At 59.2% G+C, this 12,508-nt stretch carries 10 protein-coding genes and 1 tRNA gene; 5 read left to right on the top strand and 6 right to left on the bottom strand.

Annotation, left to right across the window (positions count from 1 at the left end):
- Positions 1-861 precede the first annotated feature (861 nt).
- From AC6IZO_RS00860 to AC6IZO_RS00850, 3 genes are all read right to left on the bottom strand, one after another.
- Positions 862-2,640 carry a hypothetical protein gene (locus AC6IZO_RS00860; protein ID WP_497807025.1) on the bottom strand — a complete coding sequence of 593 codons (1,779 nt, stop codon included), beginning with the start codon at positions 2,638-2,640 and terminating at the stop codon, positions 862-864.
- Complete coding sequence (locus tag AC6IZO_RS00855; RefSeq protein ID WP_497807023.1) at positions 2,624-2,791, bottom strand: hypothetical protein; 168 nt, start codon at positions 2,789-2,791, stop codon at positions 2,624-2,626. Before AC6IZO_RS00855 ends, AC6IZO_RS00860 begins: the two co-directional genes overlap by 17 nt.
- Before the next feature lie 306 nt (positions 2,792-3,097).
- Complete coding sequence (locus AC6IZO_RS00850; RefSeq protein ID WP_497807021.1) at positions 3,098-3,826, bottom strand: helix-turn-helix domain-containing protein; 729 nt, start codon at positions 3,824-3,826, stop codon at positions 3,098-3,100.
- Between the two features lie 257 nt (positions 3,827-4,083).
- Between AC6IZO_RS00850 and AC6IZO_RS00845 the strand changes: the two genes are divergently transcribed.
- Positions 4,084-4,647 carry a hypothetical protein gene (locus AC6IZO_RS00845; protein ID WP_497807019.1) on the top strand — a complete coding sequence of 188 codons (564 nt, stop codon included), beginning with the start codon at positions 4,084-4,086 and terminating at the stop codon, positions 4,645-4,647.
- Positions 4,644-5,891, top strand: coding sequence for a tyrosine-type recombinase/integrase (locus tag AC6IZO_RS00840; protein ID WP_497807017.1), 1,248 nt, complete (start codon positions 4,644-4,646; stop codon positions 5,889-5,891). The genes AC6IZO_RS00845 and AC6IZO_RS00840 overlap by 4 nt, the downstream gene beginning before the upstream one ends.
- An 11-nt stretch (positions 5,892-5,902) precedes the next feature.
- On the opposite strand, the gene AC6IZO_RS00835 is transcribed toward AC6IZO_RS00840, so the two are convergent.
- Positions 5,903-5,978: transfer RNA gene (locus tag AC6IZO_RS00835), tRNA-Lys, on the bottom strand.
- Between the two features lie 159 nt (positions 5,979-6,137).
- Entirely contained in the window at positions 6,138-6,356 is a 219-nt protein-coding gene (locus tag AC6IZO_RS00830) for a hypothetical protein (RefSeq protein WP_497807015.1), read from the bottom strand.
- Here AC6IZO_RS00830 and AC6IZO_RS00825 point away from each other — a divergent pair.
- Both AC6IZO_RS00825 and AC6IZO_RS00820 read left to right on the top strand, forming a co-directional pair.
- Positions 6,279-6,599 (top strand): hypothetical protein, encoded by a 321-nt coding sequence (locus AC6IZO_RS00825; protein WP_497810004.1) that lies wholly within the window; start codon positions 6,279-6,281, stop codon positions 6,597-6,599. The two genes, AC6IZO_RS00830 and AC6IZO_RS00825, sit on opposite strands and share 78 nt — an antisense overlap.
- Before the next feature lie 622 nt (positions 6,600-7,221).
- Complete coding sequence (locus tag AC6IZO_RS00820) at positions 7,222-9,150, top strand: peptidyl-prolyl cis-trans isomerase (protein WP_497807013.1); 1,929 nt, start codon at positions 7,222-7,224, stop codon at positions 9,148-9,150.
- A 202-nt stretch (positions 9,151-9,352) separates the two neighbouring features.
- Here AC6IZO_RS00820 and AC6IZO_RS00815 read toward each other — a convergent pair whose 3' ends face one another.
- Positions 9,353-10,393 carry a radical SAM protein gene (locus AC6IZO_RS00815; RefSeq protein ID WP_497807011.1) on the bottom strand — a complete coding sequence of 347 codons (1,041 nt, stop codon included), beginning with the start codon at positions 10,391-10,393 and terminating at the stop codon, positions 9,353-9,355.
- Positions 10,394-10,715: 322 nt separating this feature from the next.
- Between AC6IZO_RS00815 and AC6IZO_RS00810 the strand changes: the two genes are divergently transcribed.
- Positions 10,716-12,461, top strand: coding sequence for a S1 RNA-binding domain-containing protein (locus tag AC6IZO_RS00810; protein ID WP_497807009.1), 1,746 nt, complete (start codon positions 10,716-10,718; stop codon positions 12,459-12,461).
- Positions 12,462-12,508: the final 47 nt, after the last annotated feature.

Here is a 12,508-nt window from a genome sequence, read left to right as displayed (position 1 = left end):
CAGGCTCGTACTCGCTCGATTCTTTTGAAATATGCCCATTCCTCGCGCTAGGAACCCCTGTGACGAGCCGCGAGGACACGGCCCGGCTTCCCTCACCCTCGTCCGTCACCAGATTTCTCTCAGGGGCTTTCTACGCGATCCGTGCGCTTTCCTCATACCGCCTGCCTGCACGAATCGTCACCCCAATTACTCTCGCCGCCTATTGCAGAGAACCTCTCGGCACGGCTTGGGCAAGATTCCGCGCCGACCTTTACGGATAGGCCTGCACGCAGGCAACCGCGTGCCGAGGTCCTCGTGAGGCGCCGGACGAAAGGCGCGCTCTCCAAGCGTCTTCCAATCCGGCCATGACGGATGACGGCATCATATTTCTCCTGTCACGGCTGCTGTCATTCGATAAAGCACTTATTTCTATATACTTACATACCTTATGACAGGATGACAGTTAGATAGAGAAGAACATGTCTCTGTGTGGTGGGGGCTCTCGCTGCCTTGGACAGACGGCGGGGGATATATTAGTGCGTCTGTTCTCTCACTCTGCTGTCATGCCGTCACAGAATTCGATAACTACTTACCACGCAAAGACTTATGCCATGACGGGATGCTATGACGGGAACACACACGATGACAGGAGCCATTGGTGCTCTAAGATGAATTGGCAAGAAGGCTGGGGCTCAACGCTGTAACGGTGGAGGACACACTCCCAAACCTGAGTACAGTCCTGAGGTTGCCGCCGCAGTCTGATACGAATGGGGCCTCGGGAGAGCACCGATAACGGAGAGCTACTCTTGCAGGACAACTGTGTTGCCTACCTCCCTTTAGCTCTACCGCCCGATTACTCCTCCGAAGCCCAATAGGCAGCTTCTACTCTTCGCCGTTCGGAACGAACAGCACGGAACAACGCCGTTGGCTCGTGCGTTTGAGTTGGGCTCGGTATTCTTGTGGCACCTGATCCTCGGGAACGAAGTACACATCAGGCCCCTTGAACTTCAGCCGTTTACCGAGTGCGTTTGGCGTTCTTGGTAGAACATTCTCTGCTTTGACGGTACGGTCGGCCTGGAGCAGTTCGAACAAGGACGTCGTGTTTACTGCGAAAAAGCTCCCGGGCCTGTTCTGCCATGAGCCTTCTACACAGACGATGCCCTCCATATCGTCGCCAGGTATGCGACACCCTTTCGATTTCGGTTCTGCGGCTTTGAGGACCCGGAGCACACAGACCTGGAGTTCATCCTCCTCAGTTTCTGCTCCATCCATCACGCGCTTCCATTCGCGAATGATCTCGTTGGCCCATTCCTCGGGGCGCCCCATAACACGCCCGTAGGCTCTCAGCAAACCTGCAAGGACATGGAAATTTCCGGAAAAGTCCACTAGTTTTCTGGGGATTTCAGAAGCTGCACGCTCGTCCCTGTCACGGAAGAATTGCTGGATCACCTTCATGAGTCCAGAGCGTATCTCATCGCGATGGCTCTCAAGCTGAACCCGGTTAGCATCAGGGTCGTACAGCTTCTTCGCATCGTCCCCGAGGGCAGACGCAGCGTAGTCGACGTCTACGATGCGGCGCTGAATCTCCGGCTTGTACGCCCCCTCAATTGAGGTTATGACCATGACTGGACGAAGATCATTCGTGCGGCAGTTGACGCCATCCACGCTCGAGCGACCGCTCTCGGCGCCCGTTGCCATGTAGAGAAGCGTATCTGTCAGCGCCCCCATATTGGAGTGCTCCAGATTATCCAGAACGATGAGGCCGCTGTCGCCTCCATTGCGGATTGCTGCAACCGAGTAGTCGCCCTTTACGTCCCCAAGCCCATGCAAAGAGGTGAACCATCTCGCACCGGTGGTCTTGCCGTCACCGGCCCCTCCACGATGGGCCGTGATGAATCGATCACCACAAGTCTCACGCAGGTATGGGAACAGCCCCTCCTCCATCGCCGTGAGCCACTTCATGCTGGGCTCAGTGCAGGCTTGAGGCTCAACAACGCATTTCTCAAAGAAACGAAGAGCATCCTGCGCATCGACCTCCGAATACTTCAGCGCGCTTCCTTTTCCCTTGGGATGTTCGAGCCAGATGCCGTCCGCCGAATTGCCGTTCTCAACACGCTTGATGTCCTCAGCGGAGACCTTCAGGAGCCCCCCGTCTGACAGAGGCACGTAGAGACATGCGTGGTCGGCTGACAGCGCAGAGAATTTCCTCAGCTTCAGAGACTCGGCTGAATCCGAAGCCTCAACTTGCAACCGGGCGATTGCCGCGCGCGCCGCTTGGGTAACGGTGGTCACGCTTGTGGCCTTAAGCATGACCCCGTTGAGAGCGACATTGTCTTTTTCGTTATTGAGCGGAATACGAACCCCGTCGAGCAGAATGTGATACCCACCCGCTTCATCGCGCAGGAAACGGCCTTTGTTGGCCTTGATGTATGACGAAGCGTGCGTGAAAAGTACCATCGCTTGGCGCTCCGCGAATGGCATCTCAGCGGGGCTTCTCTTCTCTTTCTTGCTGGACTGATTCGTCACCTCTTCCTTCGGGACCATGATGAGCCCAGCTTTGCGTTTTCCTCTGCTTGCGTTGGACTTGACCGGTGTTGTATCGTTTGCGCTCTCTGGCGTGGCGGAAACCGGCAGGGGTACGACCTTAGCGGACGATGCCATCGTAACCACCTCGGTCATCCCGACAGTCGATTGGCTTGAGTGTCTCGGACTTGCGAAGCAGCACGATCCGGCCTGCTTCAAACTTGATTTCGAGCGATCCGTAAAAATGATCGCGCTCTAGTGTTGCCATCAAATCCCTTACGTCTTTCATGCAGTGTCCTTTCTGTTTTTCCAGTCTTTGGACCTTTTCGGTCTCTTGTACTTCGGTTATGCGTGTGGCAAGTGCGGGGAAGAGCCAGCGTCAGTCTTGCACGCAGCACGCCCCAAACTCGTCTTAGTCACCTCTGTTGCTCGTGTACTCCAAGTGCTCTAATCGCTGACGCCGCACCCGGGGGCACCGCACAAGCGTCGTGCCCCACAAGGCGTTCTCCTCTTGCACGCCCCCCTTCAGCGCCTCCGTCAGGGGTCTCCTCTCATCAGTCTCACCCCATCTCGGAAACGCTCGGCTTGTCCCTTCCTAAGCGGCTGCCTTGCTTAGCGCGCCTTTCAACGGGAACCACGGGTGCGTATGCGGCCAGTCGCATCGCTGATGGACGGCCACAAACGGACGGCCTTCCGGCGACAACTCTGAGAACTCAGGAGTGTTCTCCTGTGCGACTAGATTGCCCGTAGCGAGGTCAATTGGCTCTCCGCAGACATGGCATACGAACGTGCACGGGGGACTCGGGATCGACCAGCGCTGCTTCCCTTGGCGTCCGAGATGGAGCACGATGGGTGTCCCAGCGGAGCAAGGCAAAGAAGCGGACGCTACTTCGTTCTTGGTACAAGGAACGACACTCTCCGCGCTCCTGCTCGTTTTAGCGTTTTCAAGCTGCACTACATTCTGTGGTTCTGTCCACGACGAGCCCGTGACACGCGCGAACTTCCTAGCGGCCCCCATTCTGTATTCTCCTGGGTGACCTATACGTGTCACCAGACGTGTTCTTGGCCGTTTAAAATCGCGGCCTGACCCATTCGGTTGCTCTTCGTCAGCAACCGTTTCGTTTTGCTCGGCGTCTCCATGAGCTACACGCTGCTCAGGCAAGCAGTTGGAGACAAGCTGTTTCAGTACGTCGACTGAAATGAGCACTCTCGCACCTATCATCTTCGCTGGTATCGTTCCTCGGCGAACCGCTCGCCGAACTGTCGAGCTACTAACCGACAGGAGTTGCGCAGCCTCTGCGATACCAACCGCTATGGGTTCCATGGCTACCGCGCCGGCATCCTCGCCCGGACACTCGCTGCTGGAATCTCCCAATGCTTCCCTACCTTCTTCGCTCCTCGAAAGCGGTTTGCCCAAATCTCCTGATAGACATAGTTGAGCGTTGTGCCCAACATCTGAGCCGCTGCTCTTGCACTGACATGCTGACTGCTTTCCACCTATTTACGCTCCTTCCGCCCTCTCCCACGATTGGAGGGGACAATCATTAACACTCCTGGTATTATACCAACAAGTGCTTTAAAATGCTTGAAGAGTTACAGATGAACAAAACAAAGCCCGATGCCCTCGAGACCGTCCTGATTCCTGTTCCGATGTTAGGGACTGGAGAAGCTTCCAAGCTGCTGCAAATGAAAACCTGGCGCCTACAAAAATTCCTGGATGTTCCTGGGTTTGGGCTGAACGCGTCACGATCTACTGGGAGGGGCCACGGCTCACGACGACTATTTAGCGATCTTGACCTTTGCAAGCTCTCTCTGGCAAAGCAGCTCACTGATGATGGATTTACGCCTGAAGCCGTCATGAAAGCGCTACAGGCTTTAGAGGATCGCGACTTCCTCAGCGTCGACGAAACCGGTGCAAGCGTTCGACGAGGACTCCTGCTAAGAAGAAGGCGCCATCGCAACATGCAGGACGGAGGCACATTTGACGTTGAGCTATTTGAGACCGATCACCCACCTGAGTTCACACTTGGAAGCGATGTCTACTACATGCTCAACCTGCGTGACCTGTGTGATCGCGTAAGGAGCAACATCAGAACGCACTTGCAAAGAGAGATCGCGAATCAACCATTAAAGAAAAGGCCATGATCTATAAACCGAAGGACCGCCGCTATTACCGGGTGAAGTTTCACTTTGAAGGTCGCTTAATTCACGAGTGTACGCGGGCTACAGACAAGAAGACGGCCCGCTCGATTGAGGCGAAGATTCGCGCTGAACTGGCAACGGGAAACTGGGGCATTCTGGAAGCCAAGCCTGCACCCACGCTAGCGGAATTTCTGAAGTCGGATTTTCTCCCCTTCGTAAAGACGAAATTCATGTCCACGAAGGTGAAGACTTACCTCTATTACAACTCTGGCGCCAAGCGTCTGCTCAAGCCTCCTCTTGCACGTCTCCGTCTCAACGAAATCACTGATCAGCATGCAGCTCAGTTCGCAGCCAAGCTCTCGCCGCTCACGCCATCGACCATCAACTGTGGGCTTCGGACTCTAAGAAGGGCACTCAACTTGGCGTTCCAGTGGGGCAAGATCCATCGGCAAACACACATTACTCTTGCCAAAGGCGAGCGCCAGCGCGACCGCGTTGTGGAACGGCCGGAGTTCTTTGCATACCGCGAACTGTGTCGCCAACCGTGGCGAGACGTAGCAACGCTCATCTATGAAACAGGAATGCGGCCTGGGGAAGCCTACAGGCTGCGCTGGGAGCATATCGTCCTGAACGGCGATGGGACCGGTCAAATCCAGATTACGGAAGGTAAGTCAAAAGCGGCCAGACGTCTGTTGCCAATGGTTCCTGACGTCTATGCTGCCTTACAAACACGCTGGAAGGCCCAGAATATGCCTTCACGGGGATGGGTCTTTCCGACCGGATCAAAGTCAGGGCACCTCGAAGAAGGCACGGCGAAGAATCAACACAGCGGTGCCTTCAAGAAGATTGCCGCTGCGAATAGTGCATACAAAGAATGGGAGAAGAACGGTCGAAGGGGCCCCTGGGAGGAGGTTGTTGCGGAGAAGGTGCACCTTGATAGGGACTACATCTCTCGGCGCGCAGAAACGATTAAGGAGGGATTGACGCCGTTTGAACCCTATTGCTTGAGACACTCGGCCCTAACCCACCTTGCCGAATCAGGGTGCGACACCTTCACACTCGCCAAAATCGCAGGGCATAGCAGCATCACGATTACCCAACGCTACTGCCATCCGCAGGCAGACGCAATCGAACGAGCGTTCGCGAAAGTCGCGGCTCAGCAAAAGCTGGTCACCGACGGTGGTAACCATCGACAGTTGCTGCTCAGCGGCTCCGCCGTAAGCGTCCCTGTAAACCATGTTGCATGAGTAAGTTAGGATGGTGAGCGCGGTAGGAATCGAACCTACAACCTACTGATTAAGAGTCAGTTGCTCTGCCAGTTGAGCTACGCGCCCTGACTTTTCTACCGGACCGCCGCAAGGGATGCGCCGCGTCCTTTCACAACTTGCGCCCCGCAGCCGGGGCGCACCGTACTTCCCTGTGTGGCGGTGAAGTACTCATTGATAGTAGCAAACGAGGCGACGTCGTGCAAGTCGCAGCGCGCACTTCCCTGTTCAAAACTCCAGTTCATGCGTACCTGGAGCGGATCGCGTGCTTGATCCGTTCCACCTCCTTGAGGCGGCGCTGCACCCGCCTAGCCTAGGAGGACGCGCAGCGTAACGGTTGATGACGGCTTCAATCTGCTCGATGCGTGCGTGCTGGTTGCGGTAGGCGGCTTCGAGCGTGTCGCACCGCTGTGGCTTCTCGCGCAGGACTTCCTCGTAGTTGCCCATGCAGAAGTAAGCTTCCTTATCCCTGCGCGCGGCAATCTGCTTCGCGGTCACGGCAAGAAAGTAGCGGTCGCGCGAGATGGCTACGCAGGCGGAGGGATCGTTGGCGCGGACGAATCCATCATTTCTACGATGATGAGGATGAGCGCGTGCAGCGGCTCAGCACGTCGGGCAACAGACGTGAAATTGCAAGCCCGAGGCGTGAAAGATGGCACGCCGCCGCGTACCATCTTCTTTATTCAATAGGCTTCGCGCGGAATTCGACGCGAAGTGGCGCTCAAGCGAAAAACATACGCTGGCCCGTCCTCAACGGTAAGAGCGAGGCAGGACAACTAAAGACACCGCGGCCACGCAACGCTGACGCCATCAGATTTTGCCAGAAACTCCGGGCTGCGAGCATGCAAAATCCAAGGACCGCACGAAGGCTTCTGTGCGTCAGTACGGAGCCCCCGGCGCATTGTTCGACCACGCCCGTTGCGTCGCCCGTGGTCAGCCAATGAGCGTTCACTCCAGATGACGGCTACGGCTGCGGAATTGCCTTGCAGAACGGTCTCCGGCGGGGCAAGCGGCTGGTTTATAATGCAGATGCAGGATTGGCCGCCGCCGCAATGCGCGTAATGCCGATGAGCGTGTTGCGGGGCATTACTTTGCCAGCCCTCGATTTGCGTGGAAACGCAATCCTGAATACGAAATTGCGATCCGGACACCGCCGAGCGTCTTTGCCGCGCGAGCACGGGTTCAGCGCAGAAGTTTTGCCGTGGCGTTTTTGCGGGGCCAGCCCCGTCGGCTGCGGCCTTCTCTGCGCGATTCCTCTCCGCGAGCAGGACACACTTTTCGCGAACCGGCGTGAACTTGGAGCCCTTGGAAGATGATTCGATTTCTGCAAACGAAGAGCCGCACGCAGCAATTCCTGCTCGTCGGCTTCCTGACCATCATCTGCGTCATGATGGTTGTGACCCTTGTGCCGGGCGGCATTGGGGGCAGCGGCGTCAGCTCGAACCCCAACGTGGTGGCCCAGGTTGGCAGCCATGAGATCACGCTGCAGGAAGTCAACGACACGGCACAGCAGATCGTCCGGCAGCGCTATCCGCGCGGCGTCCCCGAAGAGTACATGTCGATTTTCCGCACCCAGGCTCTCAACCAGCTGGTGACGGAAAACATCGCCATTGCCGAGGCCGACAAGCTTGGACTGACGGCCACCGACGAAGAGCTGCGTTACGAATTGCAGCACGGCGCGCTTTCCGCCTACCTGTTCCCGAACGGCAATTTCATCGGCACTGCGGCGTATACCAACTTTGTCTCCACCAACTTCAACAAGAGCCTGCCGCAGTTTGAAGAGCTGGTGAAGCGCGAGCTGACCTGGCGCAAGCTGCGCGCCATCGCGGTCGGCGGCGTCAGCGTGGGTGAGCCAGAACTGCGCGACTACTACATGAAGGCGAAGCAGAAGGTGAAGTTCGACTACGCCGTGCTCACCATGGACGCCATGGACAAACAGGTGAAGATTGACGACGCCGAGCTGAAGGCCTATTACGAAAAGAACCAGGCGCAGTTCGCCAACGGCATTCCGGAGCAGCGCAAGTTGCGCTACGTGCTGGTGAGCGGCATCGGCGCCAAGCCGAGTGAAGCCGATCTGCAGGCCTATTACAACTCGCACTCGGACCAGTTCCGCGTGGGCGATACGGCCACCGTGCGCCACATCCTGATCAAGGCTCCGCTCGGCCCCGACGGCAAGCCTGACGCCAAGGCTGCCGACGCCGCCAAGAAGAAGGCGCAGGACGTGCTCAAGCAGGTGAACGGCGGGGACTTTGCGGCCATGGCCAAGAAGTACTCCGAAGATGCCGCCACTGCGAAGAACGGTGGACTCATCGGCAACCTGGTGCAGGGCGCCGGTGCCGCGCCGGATATCGAGAAGGTTGCCTTCACGCTCTCCAAGGGCCAGACCAGCGGCCTGATCAACACCAGCTACGGCTACGAGATCATCAAGGTCGACGAGCGCACCTCGGCGCACCAGAAGACGCTTGCCGAAGTGAAGGCGCAGATCGAGCCGATCGTGGCGCGTGACGCACAGCAGAAGGCCGCCGAAAAGGTTGCCCGCGCCGTGGAAGCCGCCGCCAAGAATGGCGACCTGGCCAAGGCCGCAGCAGCCAACAAGCTGACGGTTGCCGAGACCGACTTCCTCAGCCGTGGCGATGCCGTGCCGAACCTGGGCGCCGTGCCGCAGATGATGGACGCCGCCTTCGGACAGGCTGAAAAGGCCGCGCCGCAGGCCGTGGCTGTGCCGCAGGGCTACGTGGTGGTGCAGGTGGCTGGCATCAAGCCGCCGTCCACGCCGAGCTTTGAGCAGGTGAAGCCGCAGATTGCCTCGCAGTTGAAGCGCGACAAGGCCGTGCAGATGCTGCAGGACAAGGCGACGCAGATGGCCAACAAGGCCAAGGCCGCGCATGACCTGAAGGCGGTCGCCAAGGAGTTCGGCGCCACCGTCAAGTCCAGCGACTTTGTTGCCGCCGGCGGACAGGTTGCCGACATCGGCCAGATCGCCGGTGACAGCGCGCTGTTCACCAGCCAGAAGGGCGACGTGGTTGGCCCTGTTCAGGCGGGCATGAACGCCGCCGTGATGGTGCTGACCGACAAGCAGGCTCCGACCGAAGCCGAGTACCAGGCCGGCAAGACCGAACTGCGCGCCACCCTGTTGCAGCAGCGCCAGCAGGAGGCCGAACAGGTCTTCCTCGCCAGCCTGCGCCAGCAGATGGAAAAGAGCGGCAAGCTGAAGGTCGACGAGAAGAAGCTGAACCGGTAGTCACACCGCCGGTTCTGGCAGGAATGAAAAGCGGGAGGCTTCGGCCTCCCGCTTTTTGCTGCGCGAAATTTGCGCTCTGACGGTTTGCCTCTGACTGTTCAGAGCAACGGTATCGCCTTTCTTCTGCTGCTCTCAAATGACAAAAGGCAGGGACTCTGTCCCTGCCTCGGTCGATCTGAAATGCATTGAATTTGTGCTGCGCTTACTCGCTCTGGATCTGCACCAAGTCGCCGATGTTGGATTCGGACGACTGCGGGGTGAGCGGCTTGAGCGTCTGCGGCGAGCGCCAGAAGTCCATGTAGCTGATCTGGTGGACGCAGCTCACGGTGCAGTTCGGGGCGCAACCCTTCGGGGTCAGGAACTCGCGCTTCACGTCCTCGGTGGTGTACTGCGCCAGCGGCTTGCCGGGGAACCCGCGCTGCTGCGAGCAGTAGTGCACCAGGCCGTCCTCGCAAATGTAGAGGTAGCGCGCGCCGGCGCGGCAGCGCCAGTCGTTCGGCTTGCCCATGGCGATGTTGTCCTGGAACCAGTTCAACCGCGAATAGTTGGCGCGGGTTAGCGCCTTCATGCGGACAAAGACGTCGCGTTCGTGCTCACGCAGCGGGCGGAGCTGTCCGTCGCCGTCGTGAATGATGCCGAGCGTGGAGGTAAAGCCCAGGGTGCGCGCACGGCGGCCCACCACCAGCGCATCATGCGGGTTGCGGATGCCCCCGCCGATCACCGAATTGATGTTGACGTGGAAGTCCGCGTTTTCCGCCAGCAGTTGCAGCTTCTTGTCCAGAACCTTCAGGCTCTTCTTGCTGACGTCGTCGGGCATGATGTTGTCGATGGAGATCTGCATGTGGTCGAGCCCGGCGCGGTTCAGGCGCTGGATGCGCTCGGCGGTCAGCAGATAGCCATTCGTGATCATGCCGGCAAGCATGCCGTGGCGGCGGATTTCGCGAATGATGTCGTCCAGCTCGGGATGCAGAATCGGCTCGCCACCGGAGATGGTGACGACCGAGGTGCCGAGCCGCGCCAGGTGTCCGACGCGCCGCTTCATTTCATCGAGCGGCACCGGCGCGCTGGTCTTGTCATACTCGTTGCAATACGCGCAATCCAGATTGCAGCGGCGCATGGGAACAATCTGAGCCATGACGGGATGTGAGGTCGAAAGGACCCCGTGGGCGATCATGGCCAACTCGCGAACACGACGCTTCGCGGCCATCCAGCGGTGATGTATCCCCTTATTGCGTAGAGACATATGAACTCACCATCTATTAGACCACACGGCGAAGCCGCCGGGGATACCGGGATTTGCCGGAAGGCGAAAAACCGGGATCAAAGGGTGAGGATTCGCCGTTGGACGGGGGCGCGGCGGGGCGGAAATTGTTGCCGTACCTGCGATTGGCAGCCGTGCCTCAAGGTTTCCCGTAACAGTGTTCCGCTGCGTTTCCAGCACCAAGAAATGTCCATGCCAAGGCACCGGGGCGGCAGTGCGCGCGATGATATGCTGTTGACACATCGAACACGGTGCGAGCCGCTGGAAGGCTCGCGATCCGCAAAACAAGAAGGCCGCTTTTCACATGTCTGACGCCAACAACAATCAGCCCGAAACCAACCCCGAGACCCTCAACCCGAACGAAGCCGCCAAGCCGGCGGAGACGCAGCCGGAACAAGAAGCCACCGAATCGTTCAAGGACGTGCTTGCGCAGTTTGAGCAGCAGCACCAGCACCGCACCGGTGAAGGCAGCAACAACCGCGAAGGCACCGTCATCAACGTGAAAGATGAATCGGTGTTTGTCGATATCGGCTTCAAGATTGAAGGTCAGCTGCCGGTGAAGGCGCTGGCCGGGAAAGAGGTAAAGCCCGGCGACAAGCTGCTGGTCACCGTGAAGGGACGCGGCCCGGAGGGTTATTACGAGCTGGGCCTGGGCAAGGTGGCACGGCCCACCGATTGGACCGCGCTGGAGAAGGCCTTCAACGAGAAGCTGACCATCGGCGGCACGGTCACGGCGGTCATCAAGGGCGGCCTCAGCGTGGACGTGGGTGTGCGCGCCTTTATGCCGGCCTCGCGTTCGGGCGCATTTGACGCGGCTGAATTGGCCAAGCTGGTTGGGCAGGAGATCCGCTGCCGCATTACCAAGCTGGACGTGAGCGACGAGGACGTGGTGGTGGACCGCCGCGCGGTTCTGGAAGAGGAACGCCGCGCCGGACGCGAGCGCCGCTACAACGAGCTGAACGAAGGCGACGTGGTGAACGGCACCGTGCGCAGCCTGATGAGCTATGGCGCGTTCGTCGACCTCGTCGGCGTCGATGCCCTGCTTCACATCTCCGACATCTCCTGGGCGCACATTGCCAAGCCGGAAGACGCGCTGAGCGTCGGGCAGGAAGTGGAAGTAAAGGTCCTGAAGATTGAAGCCGGCAAGCAGCGCATCTCGGTGGGCATGAAGCAACTGCTGCCGCATCCGTGGGACGCCGCGGCCAGCAAGTACCACGCGGGCGACCGCGTGCGCGGCGTAGTCACGCGCGTACTCGACTTCGGCGCCTTTGTCGAGTTGGAGCCGGGCGTGGAAGGCCTCATCCACCTCTCCGAAATGTCGTGGGCGAAGAAGGCCAAGCGCCCGAGCGACGTGGTGAAGCCGGGCGAGACGGTGGAAGCCGCCATCCTGTCGGTGAACCCGACGGAGCGCAAGATCGCCCTCGGCCTGAAGCAGACGCTCGGCGATCCGTGGGTGGAAGTCAACAAGAAGTATCCGGTCGGCTCAATTGTGGAAGGCCCGGTGACGAGCCTGCAGAAGTTCGGCGCGTTCGTGCAGATTGTGGAAGGCGTCGAGGGCATGATCCACGTCAGTGATCTGGTAGACCCGAAGCGCGAGCCTGATACGCGCATCAACCACCCGCAGGACGTGTTGAAGCTCGGCCAAGTGGTGAAGGCCATGGTCATCGAGCTCGACGGCGAGCGCCGCCGCGTGAAGCTGAGCATGAAGCAGATGCTGCCCACCAGCCTTGAGGAGTTCATGGGCGAACACGCGGTGGGTGACCAGGTGACCGGACGCGTGCTGGACGTGAAGGGCTTGCGCGCCACGGTGGAGCTTGGCGAAGGCGTGCGCGCAACCTGCACACTGAGCGCCACCGAGCAGAAGGAAGAAAGCAAGGCCGCAGGCGCAGTCGACCTCTCCTCGCTCAGCTCGATGCTGCAGGCCCGCTGGAAGGGCACCGCGCCGGACAGCTCCGCAACATCGCAGGCAATTTCGGCGGGCGAAGTGCGCAGCTTCAAGATCACCAAGCTGGATGCCGACGCCAAGCTGATCGAGGTCACGCCGGCCTAAGCAGATTTACGAATGCAAAAGCAAAGCGCCGTCCTGATGGGGCGGCG

It is taken from the genome of Oryzophilus luti (genome assembly GCF_059726245.1).
This window is presented reverse-complemented; position numbering and strand designations above follow the sequence as displayed.